This window comes from Streptococcus sp. Marseille-P6264 (assembly GCF_902460355.1).
GTDB lineage: Bacteria > Bacillota > Bacilli > Lactobacillales > Streptococcaceae > Streptococcus.
Genome location: NZ_CABPTO010000001.1, coordinates 1 through 23,336, shown reverse-complemented (window position 1 = coordinate 23,336; position 23,336 = coordinate 1). Strand labels below are relative to the sequence as shown.

26 protein-coding genes, 1 riboswitch and 1 other annotated feature are annotated in these 23,336 nt (G+C 40.0%); of the genes, 2 read left to right on the top strand and 24 right to left on the bottom strand.

Annotated features, from left to right (window positions below):
- Window positions 1-6: 6 nt before the first annotated feature.
- The 4 genes from FZ941_RS00130 to FZ941_RS00115 all read right to left on the bottom strand — a co-directional run bounded on the left by FZ941_RS00130 (window position 7) and on the right by FZ941_RS00115 (window position 5,095).
- Window positions 7-957, bottom strand: a complete 951-nt coding sequence (locus FZ941_RS00130) for a diacylglycerol kinase family lipid kinase (RefSeq protein ID WP_125382596.1) — start codon at window positions 955-957, stop codon at window positions 7-9.
- Between the two features lie 8 nt (window positions 958-965).
- Complete coding sequence (ligA, locus tag FZ941_RS00125; protein WP_148886367.1) at window positions 966-2,924, bottom strand: NAD-dependent DNA ligase LigA; 1,959 nt, start codon at window positions 2,922-2,924, stop codon at window positions 966-968.
- A gap of 290 nt (window positions 2,925-3,214) precedes the next feature.
- Window positions 3,215-3,970 (bottom strand): hypothetical protein, encoded by a 756-nt coding sequence (locus tag FZ941_RS00120; RefSeq protein WP_148886366.1) that lies wholly within the window; start codon window positions 3,968-3,970, stop codon window positions 3,215-3,217.
- A 609-nt stretch (window positions 3,971-4,579) separates the two neighbouring features.
- Window positions 4,580-5,095, bottom strand: coding sequence for a QueT transporter family protein (locus FZ941_RS00115; protein WP_148886365.1), 516 nt, complete (start codon window positions 5,093-5,095; stop codon window positions 4,580-4,582).
- Window positions 5,093-5,215: riboswitch (PreQ1 riboswitch) on the bottom strand. Its footprint overlaps the gene before it by 3 nt.
- A gap of 28 nt (window positions 5,216-5,243) precedes the next feature.
- Here FZ941_RS00115 and FZ941_RS00110 point away from each other — a divergent pair.
- Window positions 5,244-5,684: a GtrA family protein gene (locus FZ941_RS00110; protein WP_148886859.1), complete on the top strand. Its 441-nt coding sequence runs from the start codon at window positions 5,244-5,246 to the stop codon at window positions 5,682-5,684.
- A 70-nt stretch (window positions 5,685-5,754) separates the two neighbouring features.
- Here the strand turns inward: FZ941_RS00110 and FZ941_RS00105 are convergent, their stop codons facing one another.
- From FZ941_RS00105 to FZ941_RS00020, 18 genes are all read right to left on the bottom strand, one after another.
- Entirely contained in the window at window positions 5,755-6,462 is a 708-nt protein-coding gene (locus FZ941_RS00105) for a B3/4 domain-containing protein (RefSeq protein WP_148886364.1), read from the bottom strand.
- Window positions 6,446-6,919 carry a MarR family winged helix-turn-helix transcriptional regulator gene (locus FZ941_RS00100; protein ID WP_148886363.1) on the bottom strand — a complete coding sequence of 158 codons (474 nt, stop codon included), beginning with the start codon at window positions 6,917-6,919 and terminating at the stop codon, window positions 6,446-6,448. The genes FZ941_RS00105 and FZ941_RS00100 overlap by 17 nt, the downstream gene beginning before the upstream one ends.
- Window positions 6,920-7,336: 417 nt before the next feature.
- Window positions 7,337-8,161: a hypothetical protein gene (locus FZ941_RS00095; protein ID WP_148886362.1), complete on the bottom strand. Its 825-nt coding sequence runs from the start codon at window positions 8,159-8,161 to the stop codon at window positions 7,337-7,339.
- Window positions 8,162-8,374: 213 nt separating this feature from the next.
- Window positions 8,375-9,193: a hypothetical protein gene (locus FZ941_RS00090; protein WP_148886361.1), complete on the bottom strand. Its 819-nt coding sequence runs from the start codon at window positions 9,191-9,193 to the stop codon at window positions 8,375-8,377.
- 82 nt (window positions 9,194-9,275) lie between these two features.
- Entirely contained in the window at window positions 9,276-10,124 is an 849-nt protein-coding gene (locus FZ941_RS00085; RefSeq protein WP_148886360.1) for a hypothetical protein, read from the bottom strand.
- 10 nt (window positions 10,125-10,134) lie between these two features.
- Complete coding sequence (locus tag FZ941_RS00080) at window positions 10,135-11,055, bottom strand: YihY/virulence factor BrkB family protein (RefSeq protein WP_148886359.1); 921 nt, start codon at window positions 11,053-11,055, stop codon at window positions 10,135-10,137.
- Between the two features lie 47 nt (window positions 11,056-11,102).
- Entirely contained in the window at window positions 11,103-11,960 is an 858-nt protein-coding gene (locus FZ941_RS00075) for a methionyl aminopeptidase (RefSeq protein ID WP_148886358.1), read from the bottom strand.
- Window positions 11,961-11,973: 13 nt separating this feature from the next.
- Entirely contained in the window at window positions 11,974-13,251 is a 1,278-nt protein-coding gene (gene spxR / locus FZ941_RS00070; protein ID WP_148886357.1) for a CBS-HotDog domain-containing transcription factor SpxR, read from the bottom strand.
- Complete coding sequence (locus FZ941_RS00065) at window positions 13,244-13,795, bottom strand: GNAT family N-acetyltransferase (protein WP_148886356.1); 552 nt, start codon at window positions 13,793-13,795, stop codon at window positions 13,244-13,246. Before FZ941_RS00065 ends, spxR begins: the two co-directional genes overlap by 8 nt.
- Before the next feature lie 33 nt (window positions 13,796-13,828).
- Entirely contained in the window at window positions 13,829-15,088 is a 1,260-nt protein-coding gene (locus FZ941_RS00060) for a UDP-N-acetylglucosamine 1-carboxyvinyltransferase (RefSeq protein ID WP_148886355.1), read from the bottom strand.
- Window positions 15,089-15,191: 103 nt separating this feature from the next.
- Window positions 15,192-16,382, bottom strand: a complete 1,191-nt coding sequence (gene metK, locus FZ941_RS00055; RefSeq protein WP_148886354.1) for a methionine adenosyltransferase — start codon at window positions 16,380-16,382, stop codon at window positions 15,192-15,194.
- Between the two features lie 175 nt (window positions 16,383-16,557).
- Complete coding sequence (locus tag FZ941_RS00050) at window positions 16,558-17,172, bottom strand: tetratricopeptide repeat protein (RefSeq protein WP_148886353.1); 615 nt, start codon at window positions 17,170-17,172, stop codon at window positions 16,558-16,560.
- 33 nt (window positions 17,173-17,205) lie between these two features.
- Complete coding sequence (locus tag FZ941_RS00045; protein ID WP_148886858.1) at window positions 17,206-17,673, bottom strand: cytidine/deoxycytidylate deaminase family protein; 468 nt, start codon at window positions 17,671-17,673, stop codon at window positions 17,206-17,208.
- Window positions 17,674-17,775: 102 nt separating this feature from the next.
- Window positions 17,776-18,135, bottom strand: coding sequence for a 50S ribosomal protein L20 (rplT, locus tag FZ941_RS00040; protein ID WP_005590588.1), 360 nt, complete (start codon window positions 18,133-18,135; stop codon window positions 17,776-17,778).
- A gap of 46 nt (window positions 18,136-18,181) precedes the next feature.
- Window positions 18,182-18,382, bottom strand: coding sequence for a 50S ribosomal protein L35 (rpmI, locus tag FZ941_RS00035; RefSeq protein ID WP_146566150.1), 201 nt, complete (start codon window positions 18,380-18,382; stop codon window positions 18,182-18,184).
- Between the two features lie 33 nt (window positions 18,383-18,415).
- Window positions 18,416-18,946 (bottom strand): translation initiation factor IF-3, encoded by a 531-nt coding sequence (gene infC / locus FZ941_RS00030; protein WP_015604487.1) that lies wholly within the window; start codon window positions 18,944-18,946, stop codon window positions 18,416-18,418.
- A 16-nt stretch (window positions 18,947-18,962) separates the two neighbouring features.
- Window positions 18,963-19,093: a sequence feature (ribosomal protein L20 leader region), on the bottom strand.
- A gap of 26 nt (window positions 19,094-19,119) precedes the next feature.
- Window positions 19,120-19,797 carry a (d)CMP kinase gene (gene cmk, locus FZ941_RS00025; RefSeq protein ID WP_148886352.1) on the bottom strand — a complete coding sequence of 226 codons (678 nt, stop codon included), beginning with the start codon at window positions 19,795-19,797 and terminating at the stop codon, window positions 19,120-19,122.
- A gap of 9 nt (window positions 19,798-19,806) precedes the next feature.
- Window positions 19,807-20,265 (bottom strand): SAG1386/EF1546 family surface-associated protein, encoded by a 459-nt coding sequence (locus tag FZ941_RS00020; protein ID WP_148886351.1) that lies wholly within the window; start codon window positions 20,263-20,265, stop codon window positions 19,807-19,809.
- A 45-nt stretch (window positions 20,266-20,310) separates the two neighbouring features.
- On the opposite strand from FZ941_RS00020, the gene FZ941_RS00015 reads away from it, so the two are divergent.
- Entirely contained in the window at window positions 20,311-20,508 is a 198-nt protein-coding gene (locus tag FZ941_RS00015; RefSeq protein ID WP_316246065.1) for a ferredoxin, read from the top strand.
- Here FZ941_RS00015 and FZ941_RS00010 read toward each other — a convergent pair.
- Together FZ941_RS00010 and FZ941_RS00005 are read right to left on the bottom strand one after the other, a co-directional pair.
- The gene (locus FZ941_RS00010) at window positions 20,505-20,993 is read right to left on the bottom strand and encodes an EbsA family protein (RefSeq protein ID WP_111694566.1); all 489 of its coding nucleotides are present in this window, start codon (window positions 20,991-20,993) and stop codon (window positions 20,505-20,507) included. The two genes, FZ941_RS00015 and FZ941_RS00010, sit on opposite strands and share 4 nt — an antisense overlap.
- A gap of 70 nt (window positions 20,994-21,063) precedes the next feature.
- On the bottom strand, window positions 21,064-23,336 hold a 2,273-nt coding region (locus FZ941_RS00005; protein WP_187418359.1), incomplete at its 5' end, for an LTA synthase family protein.

The following is a 23,336-nucleotide window of genomic DNA, read 5'->3' as shown; positions in this document are numbered from 1 at the left end:
TTCTAATTATTCTATGGAAAGAGCACTCTCATCAATTTCATCTATATTGGCAAAAAACTCCAGATGATTGTGCAAAACTTCCAATTCTACTGGTGTATCTCCTCCGTACTCACCATCCAGATTCAACATAAAGGGTGCTTTTTTATCTAGGACTTCTAGCTTCAATTGGCTGGTTTTCAGATATTCAACATTGGCATCCGTCACATGTTGGCCGCCATTAATCGCCTGTATGATGAGACTAAGCATATCAAACAACTTAGCCGTTTTTACAAGAATCAAGGTGAAATTTCCATCGTCCAGTTTGGTATCTGGAGCTAGTTTTTCAAAGCCTCCGATAGAATTGGTCAAGGCCACAAAGACAAGCGAAACCTTGCCCTCAAAAACACCATGGTCATGCTCAATCCGTACCTTACGAGATTTAGAGCGCGGTAGCATCTTAGCCCCTTCGGCTACATAAGCCAGATAGCCTAGACGGGTCTTGACTTCACTAGGGACACTGTAAGTCAGCTCTGTCAGTGTGCCCGCCGCCGCAATGTTGATAAAGTATTTGCTACCATAAGCCCGGCCGATATCCATCTGAATCGTCTGATTTTTCTCGATAATTCGAGCTGCAGCCACTGGATCTCCCATAGGAATTTTCAAGGCACGCGCATAATCATTGGTCGTACCAGTTGGGATGAAAGCTAGCTTGGGGCGCACATCTAGACCCGCAACCCCATTCACTACTTCATTGATCGTACCGTCTCCACCGGCTGCTATGACCAAATCAAAACCAGCCTTGGCTGCCCTTTCAGCTTCTCGCCGAGCAGAGAAAGGCTCTGGAGTCGTCTGGTAGGCACTGGTTTCATAGCCAACATCTTCCAAAACATCCAAGACTTCGGCAATATTTTTTTTGATAATTTCCTGCCCAGAAGTTGGGTTATAAATCAATCTTGCTTTTTTTATCTTATTTTCCATACTCAGCCTCACAAGCTATCTAGCCAGTCCTCGTCCCGAATCTCGATTCCAAGTTCTTGGGCTTTGGTCAATTTGCTGCCTGCATCGCTGCCTGCCACCACCAAATCTGTCTTTTTAGACACACTTCCAGCGACATTTGCACCCAAGCTCAGCAATTTTTCTTTAGCTTGATTCCGTGTTAATTTTTGTAATTTTCCGGTCAATACAACTGTTTTGCCAGCGAGAGCGGCATCAGCTCCCACTTTCTCCCCCAGATAGTCTAGGTTGACGCCAGCTTCTTGCAATTCCCGTAGGAGAAGCTGACTGCCTTCCTGCTCAAAGTAAGAATGCAGACTCTGCGCGATAACCGTACCCAAGCTGTCAATAGAAGAAATTTCCTCTTGACTGGCCTGAGACAGCTTGATCATATCGTGGAATTTCTCCATCAAAATCCGACTAGCCTTGCTTCCCACGTGACGGATTCCCAAACCAAAGAGCAATTTCTCTGCTGAGTTTTCCTTGGAAGCTTGAATGGCAGTATACAATTTGTTCGCTGATTTTTCCTTAAAGCCGTCCAAGGTCAGTAAATCTTCTACAGAAAGTCGGTAAATTCCAGCCACATCCTTGACCAAGTCCTTATCAAAGACCTTTTCGACCACTGCTGGACCAAGGCCAGTAATATTCATGGCATCTCGACTGGCAAAGTGGATCAAGCCTTCCTTGATCTGAGCTGGACAGAGCGGATTGATGCAGCGCAAAGCCACTTCGTCCTCGAAATGCACCAGCTCACTCTCACAGCTCGGACAGTGACTTGGTATTTCCAAAGTCTCCTCTGAGACACGCTTGGACTCAACCACTCGCAAGACAGCAGGAATAATATCTCCCGCTTTATAGACGATAACCGTGTCTTTCTGACGAATATCCTTCTCCGCAATATAGTCCACATTGTGCAAGGTTGCTCGGCTAACAGTCGTTCCTGCTAGCTGAACTGGTGTCAGATTAGCTGTCGGAGTCACAACTCCCGTCCGACCAACTGTCCAGTCAACAGACAGAAGCTGGGCTTCCTTTTCCTCAGCTGGAAACTTATAAGCAATGGCCCACTTGGGGGCCTTGACAGTAAAGCCAAGCTCCTCTTGCACCGCCAAGTCATTGACCTTGATAACAATACCGTCGATCTCATAAGGCAGACTATCCCGCTCTTGAGCAATCTTTTCGGTAAACTTCCAAACACCATCAATCGAATCCGCTAGAAAATGAATCGGATTGACTGAGAATCCCAAAGCCGCTAGCTTGTTCAAAACTGCTTCTTGGCTGCCAGCCTGAGTCGGACTGGCTTCTTGGTAGAGGAAGGTTGCTAGATTGCGCTTGGCCACAACTGCTGTGTCCAATTGCCGCAAGGTTCCTGCTGCTGCATTTCGCGGATTGGCAAACTCAGGCTCACCATTCTCCTGCCGCAGCTGATTGACCGCATCAAAGGAAGCCTTGGGCATGTAGCACTCTCCGCGAACCGTAATGTCTAGCGGTTCTTTCAAGGTCAGTGGAATATCCTTGACCCGCTTGAGGTTTTCCGTGATATTTTCACCAACAGAGCCATCTCCCCGAGTCGCTCCTGCCACCAAAATTCCCTTTTCATAGGTCAGGGAAATAGAAAGCCCATCAATCTTGAGTTCACAAATATAGGAAACCTGTGGAAATTCCTTGCGAATCCGCTGGTCAAAAGCCATTAATTCTTCACGTGAAAAAGCATCCTGCAAACTAAAGAGAGGATACTGGTGTGGATATTTTTCAAATCCTTCTAAAATCTTCCCACCCACCCGATGGGTCGGGCTATCAGGCAGGATATCAGTTGGGTACTTTTCTTCTAACTCCACTAACTCACGATAGAGTCTGTCATACTCACTATCCGATACACTTGGCCTGTCTGCCGTATAGTATTCATGGGCGTATCGATTAAGTAATTTGACTAATTCTGACATTCTTTCTTTCATACTTCTATTATAACACACCTCACCCAGCAGTCCAATAACTAAAGTAAACTCTAAGCTCAACTAAAAAAGTAACCTCAAAGGCGCTTTTTAGGCCCTGATTAAACCATTCAAATACCAACCTTTGGATTTTTTAACTTTGGCAACTTTAAGAAATGAATCTTTCTCACTCTGAACATAAAAAAGGAGAGGACATCAATTATCCTCTACAGATTTTAAAATTTCATTAATCCACTACAGTTGACAAAGATAACTAACTTTTGGAATTTAGGTCATTTTTTGGAAAGTCCCTATTATAATAAATTGCGAATTTTTTCTTTTATAAATGCGTTAAGAGAATAGTATTTATCAAGATATTCTAGGAGTGCCTGAGCAGATTCAGAGATTCGTTCGTAACCTTGCAAAAAGTAGAGTAATTGTTTGGCCTCATTTGGATAACCTTTTTCAAATCGTCTGTTGCTGTTAAAAATATCTATAAAATCAGATTTAGAAGTTTTTTCCAAATTGATTAATTCAGTCCAGAGCTTGACAGATCTGTTTTGGATGAAATCATAAGCAGCCAATTTTTCGCCTCGTTGATAACGACCTAGTCCTATATATAGATTGCATAAAATTTCTCCCAACAGCCATTCACGGTCTCTATTTTCTTTTGATGGCAATCTTTGTGGCTGGCAGATTGTTCCATCAAAACCGACCCCCTTCCAGATAATCTTGCCTTCAGCGAAGGGAATGTTTACTAGTTCATGAGCTTCAAAGACAGCAAATTCACAAAAAACATCATCTTCAAATAGAACTTTATGTCCGTCCACTGTATTTTGGTAGTGAAATGCAATTGGTTCTAGCTTACTTAACCAGGTTAGGTCCTGGATATAGGCATGCTTGTAGCCATCTTTTACAATAACAAAGAAGTCCAAATCTGAGTACTGATCCAATCGTTCTCTTTCTGCTCCGCAAGAACCAAGTGCCAGCAAAGCTAGTGCTTGTCTAGAATCTTTTAGAGACTGACCAATATCATCTAGTCTTTGTAACAGTAATTCTGTTTTATTCATATCGTTACCTCATTATTTCTTGTTTACAGACATTATATAGTTAATGTTTTCGAAAGTCAATTTCATCCAACACCAGATACATACCAATATAATATGGTGTTTTTCCGATATTTTTTACAATGATAAATTTAAACATTTTGCGGAGTTTTGCTCATATTATCAAGAATGAAGAAATTTGAAGTATCCTTTGATTAATTAGAAAGTGGTTCTTATCTTTAAAAAGATTAAATAATTTGGAAAATACTTGAGAAGGAAAAATATATCGACTTAACCATCAATTTGCAAACGGTAAGATCTTCCCTCAAACGATGAAAATATAAATACGACCGCTCGAAGAATGGCTAATTTACCTAATTAGGCATGAAACAATCATTGCAAAATATATTTTTTAAATTACCCATAAAATGATGAGTTGAAGCGAGTTATTCAAAGTCATATGTATTTCTGATATTTAAAAGAGCGAGCCGAGACTCGCTCTGTATATAAAATTAAGACTGCTGAATAAGGTGTGGACATTTTATCACAAATACACAAAATCTTCCTCTATTTGTCCCGAATTCTTCCTAAAAAAGAGGACATAAAAAGAGCGGAAATCCGCTCTCTGCTATCTTATTTTGTCAAATCAATCCTTTTAGCGATCTGGTTAATAATGATAGCTCCAGCAATCAAAGAAGCAAATTCTCCAATGGCCGTTGTGAACCAAGTCAGGAAGAATGGCAAGCCCTGTAAGAAATACAACTCTGCCGCAATCGTCACCATCGAAATTGAGAAGAAAATGGCAAAATAGAAGTGATCCAAGCGAAGCAAATCTTTAATCAGGTATTGATCCTTATAGCGACTGAAAAGGTAGACACCTAATGATAGGAAGACTAAAGTTGACCAACCGCCGACAAAGACGTCAATGATTCCAAAGCTATAGAGATTGGCAATCATACAGCCGATGGTCACTCCCAGGATGTATTTACGATTGTAAAAGGCCATAAAGTTCATCATTTCAGAAATTCTGAACTGGTAAGCACCATAGCTGATAGCATTTAAAGGGGGCGTAATCGTAAGGGCCACATAAATAGCAGCAACAATGGCAATGTGTGTCAAATCACGAACTGATAAGTTTTCTTGTTTCATGTTTTCTCCTTTAGCGCATGAGCGCGTGTAATATGCTTGGCGAAAGAAGTTAAGCGCCAAGGATTGCCTCAGACGGAAAAGCTATCTCCTTCAAATCGACAACCTCACTAGTATAGCATAAATCCTAGAAATGTGATAGACTATGCTTATGAAAACTTTGATTAAAAAATTCTTTGACAACGAAGTCCTATCCTACCTCTTCTTTGGTGTGGCAACCACTGTCGTATCCGTTGTCAGTCGAATGCTCTGCTATGAACTGACGGGAAATGAACTACCGGCCACGATAATAGGTGATATTCTGGGCATTCTCTTTGCCTTTGTGACCAACGATACCATCGTTTTCAAGCAAAAGAGACAGGGCTGGCCAGTGCGATTGGTCAAATTTTTCACAGCCCGACTGGCTACTATGACCTTGAACTTGCTGTTAACCTTTATCTTTGTCACTAGCTTCCCGCAGATTATCGGTCAATTCGTCCACAACGATATTAAGATGGTCAACACCATTGAAACTTTCATTGCGCAAGTGCTGATTATCGTTCTCAACTATGTCTTCAGCAAAATTTTTGTCTTTAAAAACAAGGCAAAATAAGAATAGAGCAGCCTATTTCCCCAAACAAAAACATCTGGACCAGATATTTCTGATCCAGATATTTTTATTTTTAGACCTCCAAGCTGGGATTTTCAGCTGTCAGGTGGGTAATATCACCCTTAACTCCAAAATAGTCCTCAATCAGAGTCTGAAGTTCCGTCATAGCTGTTTGGGCACGCTCCGCCTGCTCTCCATTGATGGCCTCGATAACCAAGATGGCGTCCTTGGTCTCTTCTGTCAGCATGGTTCGCTGCGCTTCTCGCCAGTTAAGACAACGGCAGACAGCTCCCTCTTCATCATAGTAGATGATTTCTTCCGGTAAAGCTGGTGCATCAGTCTCAGCTCCTAGTGGGAAAAATGCTTCGCCGCCCTTGGCTTTTCCTAGATAAAGACCGCCGACAATCTTGTCCAAATCCTCACCGCCACAAGGAACAGCATAAGAGAGGGAAACACTATTATAAATATCGACTAAAGGATTGATTGGGTTGAATTCCCGCCCCTGACTAACCCGCTTGAGTAGGGCTTCGATAGAGGAACGCGCTCCTTTTTTGGTCTTGAATTGGCTGAAAGCCTGCCGCCACTCCTGAATGACCTCATTCTGAGTGAAATTCTCATCTGGAATAAAGTCTGCAGCTCGCTTTGCGCCCTTTTCCAGCAGGGATTTGAAGTAAGGATCCTTACTTTCATCCACACTATTATTCAGTCCCTTGACCACTAAAACACTAATCTGAGCTTCTGGAAACAAAGCCCAAAACTCATTTTCAACTACAATTTTCATGTTCTACCTCAATAATTTCTTTTCTGGCCTTTTTGACCAGCTCCCAGTCCTTGGTAATATTCTCTCGGACGCGAACCAGTAACTTCTCTAACTCTTTCCGCTCGTTTTCTGAAAAATTTTCCAACGAAACCTGCTCCGAATATTCGTTTTCCGCTAGGATAAAAGGATAGAGTGCTGCCCCCTTCTCGGTAACGAACCATTCCTTGTTCTTGCGGTTATTGGCTGCTGGCCGCTGTTCCAATAAACCTTTACTTTCTAGCTTCTTGACTGATCGAGCCACTGTCGAGCGATCTACCTTGAGCAAGTCTGACAGCTCCTCCTGGATAATCCCAGGATTCTCCGCAATCCGCACCAGATAGAGATACTGCCCCCGCGCCAAATCTATGTCACGAAACTCAATATTAGCGATGGAATCCAAAGCCCGAGCAATGATTCCAATCTCACGTAAAATTGACATATCTCCTCCTTCTGAAGATAGTATAACAGATTTTTGTTGCAAATGCAATAAAAATCATTTGGAAATACTTACCTTGAAAAAATTCTACATAGAACTAAACCTCCGCACAGAAGTCTTTCTGCCTTTCCCTTATCCGCACCATCAAAAAGAGGCTAGGAAAAAGTCTTAGCCTCAATTTTTGTTAGAAATAGATATTGGGAAGGTTAGCTGATTGCTTGTTAAGCGACCTCTTGATATATTTTGATAAAGGTCAGTACAATCACTAGCTAGATTCCCTCGAGTATAATCTTCACCTTTAAAATCCGTTAGTGCATCCTTATTGCTCACATCATATAATACTACAATATCAAATCGGTATGAGAAGAGCATAGAAAAACCACCTGAAGTCCACCCAGGTGGAAAGCTTGTCATAGATATTTATTTACTAATGCCTCGTTGCTTCTTAATATGTTCCTTGTACATTTTTGACTTTCTCCCGTACCATTCTTCAATGGTATAGCCATATTCCTCACGGTATTTCTCTTGGTTTTTATTGACTGTATTCAAGTTCTCTAGTGTTACTAAATTGGACTTGAAAAATGATACCAAAAATAGTCCTAAGAAAATAGGTGAAGCCGGCAACAAAGCAAGCAAGAGGTACGCTAGGAAATGATTAAGCCCATGGGTAAAGATATTGATGCCATACATCAACAACCATAAGAACAAAATAACATTCAGAAACTTTTTATAATATTCTGAGGAGAAATAATCCTTGCTAGCACGCTGCTTGGTAACAAGGATATAGATAAGGTAAATCAATGATAAGACAAATCCAATCCAGTAAACGATACGAACTGCTACTAGAGGGATTAAATACAAGATGGCTATAAACCAGCTATAATAAAAAATTATAAATAAAATCAACTGAAGAACCTGAGTCAATAAATAGGCTTTAATACGATTTCTTTTAGTAATGACATAACAACAAATAAAGTAACACCAACAAAATAAGAATAGAAAACCAAAGAAACTATTTGGGGGAATCAGGTTATTTTCCACTGAAGTCAATTGTGTAACCATTGAGGTCAGTGGTATAGCTGGGTCATACCCAGCTTCACTAGCCATTCGAAATAAGCTTATCGGAAAATAAGTCCCAAGAATAATCATCAATGAAAATAAAGGTGCTACAAAAATTATCTTTACTAAGTTTAGTCTTCGGGTTGGATCGAGTGCATCATTAATATCTTTTTGTATCTTATCCATTTATTCTCTCCTATTATCCAAACAAGGATGAGGCCGCTTTCAGACCACCATTGAAAAAATCAGAAACATTCTTGCCCACACTTTTGACAGTCTCCAAGCCTTGGTGGATTCCCTTTCCGATAGACTCCACTCCTGATTCTACCACGTCCACAGCACCATAAGCAAAATTTTTAACTCCGTCATAAAGAAAGTAGAAATATTGTTTATCAACCTTTATCTCTTCTTAGACTTCTTCACATATTCCTTATACATTTTTGACTTCTTCCCATACCATTCTTCGATGGTATAGCCATATTCCTCGCGGTATTTCTCTTGGTTCTTATTGACTGTATTCAAGTTCTCTAGTGTTACTATGTTGGACTTGAAAAATGATACCAAAAATAGTCCTAATAAAATAGGTGAAATTGGCAACAAAGCAAGCAAGAGGTACGCTAGGAAATGATTAAGCCCATGGGTAAAGAGATTGATGCCATACATCAACAACCATAAGAATAAAATCACATTTAAAAACTTTTTATAATATTCTGAGGAGAAATAATCCTTTCTGGCACGCTGCTTAGTAACAAGAATATAGATAAGGTAAATCAGTGATAAGACAAAACCAATCCAGTAGACGATACGAACTGCTACTAGAGGGATTAAATACAAGGCAGCTATAAACCAACTATAATATGAAATTACGAGCAAAAATAATTGAAAAATCTGAGTCATTAAGTATGCTTTAATGCGATTTCTTCTAGAAATAATATAAAAACAAGTAAAATGACCGCAACAAAGCAAGAATAGGAAACCAAAGAAACTATCTGGGGGAATGAGGCCTTTTTCTACTGATGTCAACTGTGTAACCATTGATGTCAGTGGTATAGCTGGGTCATACCCAGCTTCACTAGCCATTCGAAATAAACTTATCGGCAAAGACGTCCCAATCATAACCATAAGAGAATAGAGAGATAGTCCAAAAATCGCCTTTACTAAGTTTAATCTTCGTGCTGTTTCTAGTGCTTCATTAATATCTTTTTGTATCTTATCCATTTATTTTCTCCTATTTTGTTCAGGTTACATTGTAAGAGGAGGCACCATCGCCATAAAAATCGAGTGAGTAAATCAGCATTGACTAAACTTCCTGATCCAGCGACTCTTTGTATCTTTTCGACTCTTTCCCATACCAGTCTTCTATGGAGTAGTCAGATAACTGGCGGTAATCTTCCAAATATTTTTTGAGATAGTAGCCTTGAAAATTGTTCACACTTAAAACATACTGAAAGTAAAGGAAGGGGACAAATATTATTGGATTAATGGCTACAAAAATTGAACGAAAGGTATCATTTTGCTGAATAAGATCCGAGTTTGGGAAAAAGATACGGAAAATAACTATTAGGAATAGGATAAGCCCTCCGTACCTTTTTGCAAATACAACAAAACGGTCGAGAAAATCCGCTCCTCTATTTGAGTAAGTAGACTCTTGATACAAAATTTCGAGCGTATTCTTCTGAAAATTTTGAAATAGTCTAATAAAGTACAAAATAAAAGCAACCGTATATAATGCGCCAGATAAAATCATTCCTATTATCGTTCCTGCTCCAGCTATACCTATTACTAGACTTTGCAAACAAAGAAGAAAATTCATAAAACCAACCCATTTATTAAAGTAATAATAGGATAGTATTGACTGATTTTTTATTTTGGTTAGATCAATTATATAACCAACAAACCCTACAAATCCTAATCCAAAAAACGCACCATTTATGAGGCCTACTTTCATAAATAAAAACTGCAGATTTTGAGAATCAACCCAAATACTAAAAAGAAAGATTAGGAATAGGATAAATTGCATTGTAATAATTCCTAAAAGCTTTCCTTCATAACCTTTTTCATTGAAATCCTCAAATGAAGTTTTGATATACTGATCTGTTACTAAATTCATACTTTCCTCTAACGAGGCATTAAAAATTGTTTGTTTCATATTTCACCTACTATACATCTGTATCCGTATCTGTTTGTCCTTCGTCATCAAATCTCAAAATAAGCTCACCACTACGGCTTTCAAAGTGCGATACAAAACGACTTTGGATACTTGCATTGAGGACGGCACCGACGATTAGCACCTTGGCAATCAGGATAAACCAAAACATGATAATCACAACTACCACTGAGCCGACAAAACGCACATCTAAAAAGCGATCCAGATAAGCTTCAATATAAACAGTAAAAAGGTTCATGAGGCTATAAATGATAACAAGAACTAAGGTCGCACCGGGTAGGACATAGCGGATTTTGGGAATTTTCACATTGGGTAAAGAAAAATAAAGCAGAATCAGCGAAAGAAAGAGCATCAGATAAATCGTAGGCTCTGTCATGGTCAGCAACTGCTGGTAGAGGCCACGGTCAAACTGCCAGAAATTATAAAGAATCCCAACCAGCATTCGACCGAATAGGGTCAGAACGAGCGACAAGCCTAGTAGGACTTGCAAACCTAGACTCATGATAAAAGCAAAGATCCGCTCCCAGATAAGACCCCGCCCTTGCTTCGTACCATAGCATTTATTAAAAGCCTTTTGCAGAAAAGTCATACTCTGGGAAAAAGTCCAGAGGGCAGATAGGATAGAAATACTCAGCAAACCTGTCGAAGGCTTGGTCAGCACATCTCGGACAACCTTGGAGATCGTCAGATACAATGACTCCGGCAGTAAGTCTTTCAGCACAACTAAAAGCTCATCTGACCGAATCTGAAAATAGGGCAGAATATTTGCCGCAATCAATAACAAGGGAAAAATCGAAATCAGAAAATAGTAGGCCACAGCAATACTGGTAATATCTGCCTCCGATGCCTGATAAAAATGGAAAAAAGCTCTGAGAAATTCATTTTCTCTCATCTTCTTGATGAATCCTGTCACATCTCTCTCCTATTCAAAAAGGCTGGGACAAGCCCAGCCCTCTATGCTTAATAAGTCCCTTCTTCTCCCTGGCTGGTTAGAATCACAGGACCATCTTTGGTAATGACAAATTGGTGCTCATATTGGCAAGAAAGACCGCCATCAAGGGTTTTATGCGCCCAACCTGTTTCAAAGTCCGTGTCAATTTCCCATGTACCTGTATTGATCATTGGCTCGACAGTCAGAACCATTCCCTCCCGCAGGCGCAGGCCACGTCCTGCACGTCCGTAATGCGGTACCATTGGCTCCTCATGCATGGTTGGGCCAACCCCGTGACCAACCAAATCACGCACCACTCCATAGCCATGGCTTTCAGCGTATTCTTGAATGGCTGCACCAATATCTCCAATGCGATTACCAACTTTTGCAGCTGCAATCCCTCGGTAGAGGCATTCCTTAGTCACATCCATGAGTTGCTGAGCTTCTGGACTAACCTGTCCAACAGCATAAGCCCAGCAAGAGTCTGCGACACCGCCACGGAAGCTTTCTGTATATTGCTTCATCTGCTCTACATTGTTAAAGTCCAGCTTAGATACGTCCAATTCAGCCTTGTCGACTAGGCCGACAACCATGTCCACACAGATGATATCACCTTCTACCAATTTTTGATGGCGAGGAAAGGCGTGGGCCACCTCATCATTGAGAGAACAACAAGTCGCATAAGGATAATCCATAACGCTGCCCTCTACGCCAATCTGAAGGGGCAAAGCATTGTCTTCCTTACAGCGCTTGCGGACATATTCTTCAATGTCCCACATGTCAATACCTGGCTTGATCAAGTCTCTCAGACCGATATGAACAGAAGCCAGAAAATCTCCGCTCTTGTCCATTAAATCAATTTCACGTTGTGATTTTATAGTAATCATTATAACCTCTTTACTAATTAATTTTTACAGTAATCGTCGCTTTAGCAACGAATAGCGAATCTAAGTAGATATCGTAGTCAATCACTGCTGTTCGCCGCGTCTGATGAATAATACGTGGCCGAATCTGCAGGACATCATCAATCTGAACAGCCTGAAAGAAATGAATCATCATCTGATCAACGATTAAGCTCTGGCTATTCGTCGTCATCAACTGCTGCGTAATCCGAGTGATAATTTCCGTCAAGACGCCATTAGCCAAGACCCTATTTTGCTCCAGCATGAAAGGCTCGACAGTGAAAGAAAAAATATCCTCTTGCCGATGAAGCTTCTGGCCCACCTGCTCACTGAAAGTCGGTAGACTAGAAATCTGAGAACGGCTCATTTTTTCCATAATATCCCGACGTGTAATCACTCCAAGGAGAGTCTGATTACTACGTACCACCGGAATCATTTCAAAATCCTCTGCAATCATGCGCTGACTGATATTGGCAATATTCGCCGACAGTCCAGTCATGAAGATCTTGCGAGTCATCACCTTGTCCAAGGTGGTCAAAGGAGACTTATCTCCCGCATCCCGCATGGTCACGACACCAACTAGCATTTGATGCTGATTAACGACTGGAAAACGACTGGTCCGATTACGACGAACCAAGTCCAGATAATCACGAACGGTATCTGTGTCATGCAAGAAACCATATTCGTGACTAGCTCTATAAACCTGCTCTACTGTTAAAATATCTGTTTTAATCTGGATATTGGATAGGGCACGGTTAATCATGGTCGCCACGGTATAGGTATCGTGCTTGGTTCTTAGGACGGGAATTTCAATACGATTGGCCAGTTTTAAAACCTCTGGATCGACTTCAAAACCTCCCGTTACCAGCACGGCATTCTCATTTTCAAGAGCCAAAATCTGAATCTGCGTCCGATCGCCGACAATAAGAAGGCCGCCTTCATTTAAGTAGCGTAGAATATTTTGCTCGGTCATAGCTCCGATAGAGAACTTGTTAAATTCTTTTTCTAGTCCTTTTTCACCGGCAAGCACCTCTGAACCAGTAATATCCGCAATTTCCTTGTAGGTCAGATGCTCTAAAACAACTTTTTTCGACTTGACTCGAACCGTTCCACTTCTAGGTCTGGTCTCGACAATTCCTCTATTTTCAGCTTCCTTGATCGCTCGGTAGGCAGTTCCGTCGCTGACCCCTAAGTAATTTGAAATACTCCGAACACTGACCCGCTTGCCAATTGGAAGATTTTCAAGATAAGCCAAAATTTCCTGGTGTTTACTCATTGAAATCTCCTTTTTCGTAGCGATATTCGGTGTAATCTCTCATCTTTCTCGTATAGCGGTCACTCCCCTTAAACTGACGGAAGAGCTTAAAACCAGCTTTCAGTGCAACTTTCTGACTAGCAATATTCTCTTCATGCGTGATGATGGTCAGACGCTTAAAGTCGAATGTCGTAAAGGAAAGAAAAACCAATTCACGGACAACTTCAGTCATCAAGCCTTGCCCCCAATAGTCCTTCCTCAAAAAATATCCTAGCTCCGCTTCTTTTTTTATCTCATCCATTTTCTCAAATTTAATGGAACCAATCATTTCATTCGTTGCCTTATCACAAATTGCCCAAATTCCCAAAGGGTTTTTCATAAAATAATTGGCGATAACATATTCACTTTCCTGCAAGCTACTTTCAGTCGGAAAAATAAACTCGGTATTATCCGGATTGGAAGCAATTTTATAAAGGGATTCTGCATCTCCAAAAAGAATCGGCCGTAAAAACGAATGCTCCGTTTCAATAAAAGAAAAAGCTGCTAACTGTGTCCACAAATTCATAGGCTTCCTCTATAAAAAATAAGCGATGAACGCTTATTCTTCGATGAGCTGGATATCAGCACCCAGACTTCTTAATTTTTCAATAATATTGGAATAACCGCGTAAAATAAATTCAATATTGGTAATCTCTGTTCGACCCTGTGCCATCAGACCAGCAATCACCAAGGCTGCACCTGCACGCAAATCCGTTGCTTTGACAGAAGCACCTTGCAGTTGATTTGGTCCTTCATAGACGATTTGATTGCTAGCGGTTGAGATTTTACCAGTCATTTTTGCCAATTCAGCGACATGGTTGACTCGTTTCTCATAGATGGTATCAAGGATTTTTCCATGACCATGAGCTGTCAGCAAGAGTGGAGTGATCGGTTGCTGCAAATCAGTGGCAAAACCAGGATAAGGAGAAGTCTTGATGTTAATAGCCTTTAAATCCTTCTGCCCTTCTACAAAGATGCTGTCTTCTGAAATGGTCATGCGCACACCCATTTCCTCTAGCTTAGCAATGAAACTTTCCAAATGTTCATAAAGGACATTATTGATCTGGACACCTTGTCCAATTGCCGCCGCCAAAGAAATATAAGTCCCAGCTTCAATCCGATCTGGAATCACTTGATGGCGCGTTCCATGAAGGCTGTCTACACCTTCAATCGTGATAATATCAGTCCCAGCCCCACGAATATGAGCTCCCATATTGTTAAGTAGCGTAGCTACATCGATGATTTCTGGCTCACGCGCCGCATTTTCAATCACCGTACGCCCCTCAGCCTTGACTGCTGCCAACATCGTATTAATCGTAGCACCGACACTAACGGTATCCATGTAAATACTAGCTCCAGCCAAGCGTTTGCCACCCGTTGACAATTTCATATAATTGCCTTCCATGGTCATATGAGCGCCCATCGCTTCAAAAGCCTTGAGATGGAGATCAATCGGACGAGGACCAAGGTCACAGCCTCCAGGAAGCCCAACTGTCGCTTCTCCAAAGCGGCCTAGCAAACTTCCATAAAAATAATAAGAAGCTCGTAGACTATTGATTTTACCAGATGGCATCGGCATATTCTTGATGTTTCTAGGATCAACCTCTAGGCAATCTCCAGACCGCTTGACAGTCGCTCCCATGATTTCCATGATTTCGATGAGGCTATCAACATCCGAAATCGCCGGTACACCATCTAAAGTAACAACATTATCAGCTAAAATAATAGCTGGGATAAGGGCCACAACACTATTTTTAGCACCATTAATAGTCACCTCTCCTTTTAAAGGGCGACCACCATTAATTACAATTTTTTTCATGTTTTAAAATTTAGCTCTTTCACGGTATTACTCTTTATTATATCATAGTTTTATCCATTTTCCTAGACAAAAAAGCCCTCAGTTTAAACCGAGGACTACTATTTTATTGCAAAGCCGCTTGGAGCGCAGCTACCTTGTCTGTGCGTTCCCAAGGAAGATCGATGTCTGTTCGACCCATATGACCATAAGCAGCTGTTTGGCGATAAATTGGGCGTTTCAAATCCAACATTTGGATAATACCTGCCGGACGCAAATCAAAGATTTGGCGGACAGCGTTCTGAAGTCTGCTTTCAGAAACTACTCCTGTTCCAAAAGTATCAATGCGGACTGAAACGGGCCGAGCTACGCCAATAGCATAGGCCAACTGCACTTCTACTTTCTTAGCCAAGCCAGCAGCTACGATATTTTTAGCGATATAACGCGCCGCGTAAGACGCAGAGCGATCGACCTTGGTTGCATCCTTACCAGAGAAGGCACCACCGCCGTGGCGAGAATAGCCACCATAGGTATCCACAATAATCTTACGTCCTGTCAAGCCAGAGTCCCCCTGCGGGCCACCGATAACAAAGCGACCAGTAGGATTGATAAAGACCTTGGTCTGACCATCCAAGTATTCGCTTGGAATCACCTGAGCAATCACCTTTTGGATAACATCCTGATGAATCTGTTCATTGCTGACTTCAGGATCATGCTGGGTAGAAATAACTACTGTATCCACACGCACTGGACGGTCATTTTCATCATATTCGACCGTAACCTGAGATTTGGCATCTGGTCGTAGATAAGACAATTCACCTGACTTGCGCAGTTCTGCCAAACGACGCACCAGCTTGTGGCTAAGAGAAATAGGCAATGGCATGAGCTCTGGCGTTTCATCCACCGCAAAGCCAAACATAAGGCCTTGATCACCAGCTCCAATCAAATCCAACGGATCTTTTTGAGCATTTCCTCGAACCTCAAATGCTTCATTGACCCCTTGAGCAATATCTGGCGACTGTTCCACCAAAGATGGATGCACACCGACTGTCTCGGCTGAAAATCCATACTCTGTATTGGTGTAGCCAATCTCTGCAATGGTATCACGAACCACACGGTTTATATCTACATATGCTGTGGTCGAAATTTCACCAAAAACATGAACTGAGCCCGTATAAACTGCTGTTTCAGCAGCCACATGGGCATCTGGATCCTGACTCAAGACAGCATCCAAAATAGCATCGGAAATTTGGTCTGCAATCTTATCGGGATGTCCCTCCGATACAGACTCAGACGTGAAAAGTTTACGTTCTGACATAGAAATGTCCCCCCTTAAATAAATTGTTATAGAGTTACAAAGCACTGATAGAAATAACTACCACCTTATCGGGACTATATAACTTTCTCATTATACCACTTTTCCCTAAAAAATTCAGAATTTTTTTAATAGAAAAAGCTATAATCAGAAACTATAGCTTTATTGCAATGATAAACTAAGGGCAGCTTGCTAACAACTCTTCAACTTCCGCCTTACCGATAGCATCACCAGCTTGGTCAAAAAGTCTAATCGCAGCCGCAAAGTTGGATCTTGCTGCTTGTAGATTTCCAAAAGCTTGAGCAATTTCACCCAAGCCTCGGCAACTACATGCATGATTTACCACATCATCTGACTCCATAGAATAGATATATGACTTTTGCATAAAATCCTGAGCTTGAGCCAACCTGCCTAATTTAAGATTTAGATAACCTAGCTCATAGAGATTAACTGATTGACGATAATGGTCATCTGGGAAATACTTCGCTAGGAAAGCAGCTTCTTTTTCAATCCACTCTAAAGCTTGACAAAAATCTCCCGCAGATCTAGCAACATAACCTAGCTGATGATAAGAGATATGCTCATTTTCTCTATCACTTTCTTTCTGAGCCTGATTCAGATAAGCCTCTAAATTTGCAAAAGCGTTCTGATAATCCTGCCTTTCTACAGCTAGATAGGCCCGTAAATTCCAGCGGCTAAAGGAATCTTTTTCCAGCTGCTGCTCTAGTTCTTCGGCCTTATTTAACTGTCCTTCAAAGAAATATTGCCAAGCGGCTGCCAATTTATCATTCATCTACCTTCTCCTTTTACCTCCAGAACTTCTCGCCTAAACCAAATCCGTCTGAGCGATGGCCTTCTTGACATCATCGAGTGGCAGATGAACCAATTCCACCTCTTTCTCCTTGTAGAGATATTGAGCATAGTCATCTATGCGATATTGATTGATATAGACCACCCGTTTGCAGCCGACCTGAAGCAGTTGCTTGGTACAGTTGAGGCAAGGAAAATGCGTCACATAAGCCGTAAAACCCTTAGGAACACCCCGCCCCGCTCCTTGCAAGATAGCATTGACCTCCGCATGCAAGGTCCGTACACAATGCCCGTCAATGACCAAGCACTCATGGTCAATACAGTGCTCCGTTCCTGAAACAGAGCCATTGTAGCCGGTCGATATGACCTTATTATCCTTGACTAAAACCGCTCCGACCTTGGCGCGTTTGCAGGTCGAACGATTGGCAATCAAAAGAGCCTGTGCTGCAAAATATTCATCCCAAGCTAACCGATTTGACATCATCATCCACTCCTCCATCCATTCTCACTATATTATACTAAAACACTTGGTGATTGTCACCCTAACAAGAAAAAAGCTGAAACATCGTTTCAACTTTTTATCTTCTTATTTAGCAAGTTTTGCTTTAGCTGCATCTGCAAGAGCTGTGAAAGCTGCTGCATCGTTAACAGCCAAGTCAGCAAGCATTTTACGGTTTACTTCGATCTCAGCCAATTTCAAACCATGCATCAATTGTGAGTATGAAAGTCCGTTCAAACGAGCTGCCGCATTGATACGAGTAATCCACAATTTGCGGAAGTCACGTTTTTTCTGACGACGGTCACGGTATGCATAGTAGTAAGAGTTCATTACTTGCTCTTTTGCAGTACGGAACAAGATGTGTTTTGCTCCATAGTAACCTTTAGCTAATTTTAAAATACGTTTACGACGTTTGCGTGATACAACGCCACCTTTAACACGTGCCATGTTTTATTTCCTCCAAATATTTCCTAGATAATTGTCACAAAATCTCTTATTTAAGACCTGTAAGCATTGCTTTGATACGTTTGAAATCTCCTGAATGCACCATAGATGCTTTACGAAGATGACGACGTTGTTTCTTAGTTTTTCCGTGGAAACGGTGAGAAGTGTAAGCACGGAAACGTTTAAGTCCACCAGAACCTGTACGTTTGAAACGTTTAGCTGATGCGCGGTGTGTTTTTTGTTTTGGCATGATTTTTTCTCCTTTATTTAACTTTCTGACAGTTTATTTTTTGTCACTAATCGGTGCCATTTGCATGAACATTTGACGTCCATCCATCTTAGGCTTTTGCTCAATGATTGCAACATCTTGAGTTGCTTCAGCAAAGTCTGCCAAGACCTTAGCCCCGATTTCTTTGTGGGTAATCATCCGGCCTTTAAAGCGAATGGATACCTTAACTTTATTTCCTTTTTCAAGGAACTTGCGTGCGTTACGAAGTTTTGTATCAAAGTCCCCTTTATCAATGGTAGGACTGAGACGTACTTCTTTCACAGTGACAACGCTTTGTTTTTTACGTTGTTCTTTCTGCTTTTTCTGATACTCAAACTTGAACTTGCCATAGTCCATAATTTTCGCAACAGGTGGTTTAGCTTGTGGCTGAATCAGGACTAAATCGACATTCGCTTCATCCGCAAGAGATTGCGCTTCGCTAAGCGGTTTAATACCTAATTGTTCGCCGTCAAGACCGATCAACCGAACTTCACGCACACGAATTTCATCATTGATGAATAAGTCTTGTTTTGCTATGGTTTTCACCTCTTTTTTTATTTTTAGAGAAAAACAAGTGCGGACCTGCTAACGCAAACCCGCACTACATGATAGTATTTCATTACTGAAACTGAATCCTGTAGAGCCAGACAACGTTAGTCGCAAGGCGAGAAGTTCTCACTTCTGCTTTTCTCAACTCTACCATCATACCAAGTTTCTTTTTATTTGTCAATGATTTTTTTTGCTTTTTCTTCAATAAATTTGACAACTTCTGCAATTCCAATACCTGTCGTATCAAAATGGATGGCATCAGCCGCTGGTTTCAAAGGTGATACTTCGCGATGACTATCCTTGTAATCCCGCTCCGCTATTTCCTTTTTGAGCGTTTCCAAATCAGCCGGAATCCCTTTTTCAAGATTTTCCTTGTAGCGGCGCTCTGCTCTTTCCTCAACCGAAGCCACTAGAAAAATTTTCAGTTCCGCATTTGGTAAGACAACCGTTCCAATATCACGGCCATCCATAACGATACCGCCTTGTGTAGCAATCAACTGCTGAAGGGCCACTAATTTTTCCCGAACCTGCGGAATAGCAGAAACCCAAGAGACATTGTTTGTCACTTCATTTTCTCGAATCGGATGGGTGACATCAACATCCCCCACAAACACCAACTGCTCACCACTCTCAGAACGACCAAAACTAACCGAATAAGTCTCGAGCAAGGCCACAATCTCCTCTGCGTCATTTTCAGTCAGATGATTTCGAAGAGCCAGATAAGTGGCTGCGCGGTACATGGCACCCGTATCCAAATAGGTATAATTAAAATCTTTGGCAATAATCTTTGCAACAGTGGATTTCCCACTTGAAGCAGGTCCATCAATCGCAATCTGAATCTGTTTCATAACCCACTCCTACTGAATTTTAACAATATCACCTGGATTGGCATACCAAGAACCAGTAGACATGTGTGATGGATTTAGCTGCTCTAATTTTGCAATAGAGATACCTGCACGCGCCGCAATCGCAGCTTCTCCTTCACCAGGCTGAACAGTCAAAGTACCTTCTGAAGACTGAGTTGGTGTTTCTTCTGATTCACTTGGTTGCTCTGATGGAGCTGGTTGCTCCGCACTGCTACTTGAAGTTGCTGCTGCGTTAGAAGTGCCATAAAATCCATCCATAACGGTCTTTTTATTACTTCCACCAGTAGATAGATAAGCGAAAAATAGTGCCATAGCAATGACCATCACTAGAAAAACAGCTGCTAATATTGTCAGCCATCGATCAACTTTACTCGCCTGACTTTTCTTTCTGCGATTCAATTTCTCTGCTCCATTATCATATACATCTGCTTCCCATGGTTCTTTCTCCATGACTTCCTCCTTGAGTTTTTCTAAAAATCTTATTACAATATGAGTATGAAAGTTACACTCATTCCCGAACGTTGCATTGCTTGCGGACTCTGCCAGACCTACTCAGATCTTTTTGATTATCACGATAATGGCATTGTCAAATTTTATCAAGACGACCAGCTCTTAGAAAAAGAGGTTGCTAGTCAGCCTGAGATCTTCGAAGCTATTAAAAACTGTCCAACCCGAGCTCTACTAAAAGATTAATGTTTCTTGGCTTGGTCGCCATAGTAGACTTCAAAATAATCTAGAAGAGTCAGATTATCTACTAGTTCAACCTCGCCTTTAAAATGATCATTTAAAGCTAGGGCATTGACAAAATATTTTTTTGGCCACTTCCGCATGCAGAAAGTTCTGCTACGACTCTTCCCTGTAAAATGAAGGGTGATAGACGTCTTTGTTACTTCTAGCTTCTCAATCGTTGAAATGTCAATCTTAATTGGTGTGAAAGGATTTGCCGTAATAATACGCAAAATACCGTCATCATAAATCGTGAAATATCTATGCACACCGATAGCAAGTAAGACCATAAACAAAAAGAATGAAAAGAGGACAAGAGTCGGAACACTGGAGCTTTCGTACATCAAGGCCAGTCCTATAAAAATTGGAATGACTGACAAAGACCAATAAATCACCAACACCGACATTTCTGGTTGCCAATGATAGCGTACTTTCCCAAAAATCTTTATCATATCTTCACCCCCTTACTACTAGTTTAGCATAAAATAATAAAAAATAGAATTGGTAAACCTATTCTATTTTTTATTTTGCTGGTATAGCAAAGAAATCCTTCGAAAGATACCCTTTGCCACCAACCATATCATATTCGATCAATTTCAAATCATCTGCAATTTCCTGAGCTGATGGATCCAGCGCCTTCTTGTCTACACTAGCTTTATGAAGAACCTCCGTCAATAAGGCGTAGTAAGGAGATACTTTCGAATTGGTCTGCTCAAGTAGTAGGGCTGAAAAATCACTAGAATTAACCAAAGGATAGTTCAACTTAGGTGTCTCATAATTACTCCAGATAAAGTAATCTGTCAAATATTGATTTTCGGGATGATCTTTAAAAGCTGATTGAGGATATAGACCTGGCAAGTGATCACCATAAAAAACTACTGTTATTTTTTTATCAATTTTAGAAAGCTTGTCTAGAAACTCCTTGGTCGCATTGTCTGTGTGGTAGAGCAAGCGAGTATAAAAAGTTAAATTTGAATTTTCTTCATTGCTAAACCCTATACCTGTTCCTTGAAGTTCAGTAGGATTTTCTTCTATCCACGGAGCATGATTTTGCATAGTCATCACAGAGAAAAATTGACCTTCTTTATTATTTAAATTATCTAATACGATATTGTAAGTAGACTCATCACTAGGACTTATTCCTTTCTTATGAATCTTCACTCCATTTGTTTTAATCGAAATAAATTCCTTAAAATTTAAATAATTATAAATATAATTTCGAGAATAGTTAGAGGCTCCTGCTAAATGAATAGCTATTCGATTGCTCTGTGAATAAAGATTACTAATAGACGGCACATAGTTCATTTTAGGAAATACTTCCGTATATAAAATAGATACACTTTGTGAAATATTATAAAAAGGTAATCCAGTTAAAGCTTGGAATTCCATATTAGCAGTCCCTCCTCCATAACCATCCGATTTCATTAAACCACTTGTTACCTGATCTTTAATTTGATAGATATTTGGTATTGGGTTCTGAGTCAAGTTTACACCTTCTACACGTGAAGGATCAGAAAAACTCTCGCTTAATACATAAATAACAGTTTGACTCTCAATTCTCTCAGTGCGTTCTTGATTCATTTCAACAGCTAAATTATAATATTTCTTTTCTATTGCTCTGATTTTTTCAGCTGTGTAACCTTCTGGCTTTTGCATTATGTCTGTTGTAATCTGACTTATCCATACATAACTTAATGATTTATATCTAGCGTTATTTGTATTTCCTAACCAAGTTATATCTTGAAAATTATTTAGTATAGAAATTATCGGTATATTCGATATAACTTTCCCATTTCTTTTATTTATAAAAATTCCAAAAATACATAGGAAAATCAAAACTATCGTACTCAACCAGATAAAACGTATTTTTAATGAATGAATAATTTTTCCTATAAATAAATAATTTCTTAAAACAAATAAAATTAGAAATACAATTAATATAATAAATATAGCGTAAGATAATAAGGATTTATCAACAAAACTCAATAAATCTTTTGGAGTTAACATCCATATTAAATCACTTGGTAAAATTGGCTCACCTCGCATTGAAAATTTTATATAATTTGAATAAGAAAAAATACCACCAATTATAATAATAAGATTAGTAGTTACCCAAAATTGATTTATAATTAAATACAGGCTAAAAAATAGTAAAAAGAAAATAAAAATTTGGAACCCCATCGCTCCAGGTAAAAGCGAGTATCCCAAAAATAATACCCCTCTTCCTAAAGTTCCTTGGATGACACAATTAAAAATAATAGCAAGTATCAAACTAGCCGTACTAGCTAAAAAACAACTTGATTTATTTCTTCTAAAGTCTTTAATACCCTTAATAATAGTATAACAAATTAATGTTCCAAAAATTGATAAATAGATAAGCAATGTAGTAATTAGAAAAAAATGATAATCTCCATATACTATTGCTTCAGTATTTTTTACCTGATTTAATAAATTTGTACTCAAAAAAACTTTAGGTAAATGAGTATCTGTTAGTATCAAAGATAATAGTATTTGCGACAACAAAAAATAATTAAACTTATTTGGAAATTTAATATCTGAAAGATAATTGTAAACAAATTTCAACCACTTTAACTTAGTAAACTTAAATAGTATAACAAGACTAAAAATAATTAAAAAAGTTGGTATGAAATTTAATTGATAGAGGTGATTTGTAGAAAAATCCAAAATTTCGTATTTTTCATTATTTAAGTTAAAAGTAATTTCAATTAAATATGACAATATACAGTAACCAATATAAAGTGCAATTACTTTAGGCAAAAATAACCATTTATAAC

Bases quoted from the DNA above. Each gene is read 5' to 3' on its own strand.
- FZ941_RS00130 (WP_125382596.1), bottom strand. From the start codon at position 957: ATGGAAAATAAGATAAAAAAAGCAAGATTGATTTATAACCCAACTTCT.
- ligA (WP_148886367.1), bottom strand. From the start codon at position 2,924: ATGAAAGAAAGAATGTCAGAATTAGTCAAATTACTTAATCGATACGCC.
- FZ941_RS00120 (WP_148886366.1), bottom strand. From the start codon at position 3,970: ATGAATAAAACAGAATTACTGTTACAAAGACTAGATGATATTGGTCAG.
- FZ941_RS00115 (WP_148886365.1), bottom strand. From the start codon at position 5,095: ATGAAACAAGAAAACTTATCAGTTCGTGATTTGACACACATTGCCATT.
- FZ941_RS00110 (WP_148886859.1), top strand. From the start codon at position 5,244: ATGAAAACTTTGATTAAAAAATTCTTTGACAACGAAGTCCTATCCTAC.
- FZ941_RS00105 (WP_148886364.1), bottom strand. From the start codon at position 6,462: ATGAAAATTGTAGTTGAAAATGAGTTTTGGGCTTTGTTTCCAGAAGCT.
- FZ941_RS00100 (WP_148886363.1), bottom strand. From the start codon at position 6,919: ATGTCAATTTTACGTGAGATTGGAATCATTGCTCGGGCTTTGGATTCC.
- FZ941_RS00095 (WP_148886362.1), bottom strand. From the start codon at position 8,161: ATGGATAAGATACAAAAAGATATTAATGATGCACTCGATCCAACCCGA.
- FZ941_RS00090 (WP_148886361.1), bottom strand. From the start codon at position 9,193: ATGGATAAGATACAAAAAGATATTAATGAAGCACTAGAAACAGCACGA.
- FZ941_RS00085 (WP_148886360.1), bottom strand. From the start codon at position 10,124: ATGAAACAAACAATTTTTAATGCCTCGTTAGAGGAAAGTATGAATTTA.
- FZ941_RS00075 (WP_148886358.1), bottom strand. From the start codon at position 11,960: ATGATTACTATAAAATCACAACGTGAAATTGATTTAATGGACAAGAGC.
- spxR (WP_148886357.1), bottom strand. From the start codon at position 13,251: ATGAGTAAACACCAGGAAATTTTGGCTTATCTTGAAAATCTTCCAATT.
- FZ941_RS00065 (WP_148886356.1), bottom strand. From the start codon at position 13,795: ATGAATTTGTGGACACAGTTAGCAGCTTTTTCTTTTATTGAAACGGAG.
- FZ941_RS00060 (WP_148886355.1), bottom strand. From the start codon at position 15,088: ATGAAAAAAATTGTAATTAATGGTGGTCGCCCTTTAAAAGGAGAGGTG.
- metK (WP_148886354.1), bottom strand. From the start codon at position 16,382: ATGTCAGAACGTAAACTTTTCACGTCTGAGTCTGTATCGGAGGGACAT.
- FZ941_RS00050 (WP_148886353.1), bottom strand. From the start codon at position 17,172: ATGAATGATAAATTGGCAGCCGCTTGGCAATATTTCTTTGAAGGACAG.
- FZ941_RS00045 (WP_148886858.1), bottom strand. From the start codon at position 17,673: ATGATGTCAAATCGGTTAGCTTGGGATGAATATTTTGCAGCACAGGCT.
- rplT (WP_005590588.1), bottom strand. From the start codon at position 18,135: ATGGCACGTGTTAAAGGTGGCGTTGTATCACGCAAACGTCGTAAACGT.
- rpmI (WP_146566150.1), bottom strand. From the start codon at position 18,382: ATGCCAAAACAAAAAACACACCGCGCATCAGCTAAACGTTTCAAACGT.
- cmk (WP_148886352.1), bottom strand. From the start codon at position 19,797: ATGAAACAGATTCAGATTGCGATTGATGGACCTGCTTCAAGTGGGAAA.
- FZ941_RS00020 (WP_148886351.1), bottom strand. From the start codon at position 20,265: ATGGAGAAAGAACCATGGGAAGCAGATGTATATGATAATGGAGCAGAG.
- FZ941_RS00015 (WP_316246065.1), top strand. From the start codon at position 20,311: ATGAAAGTTACACTCATTCCCGAACGTTGCATTGCTTGCGGACTCTGC.
- FZ941_RS00010 (WP_111694566.1), bottom strand. From the start codon at position 20,993: ATGATAAAGATTTTTGGGAAAGTACGCTATCATTGGCAACCAGAAATG.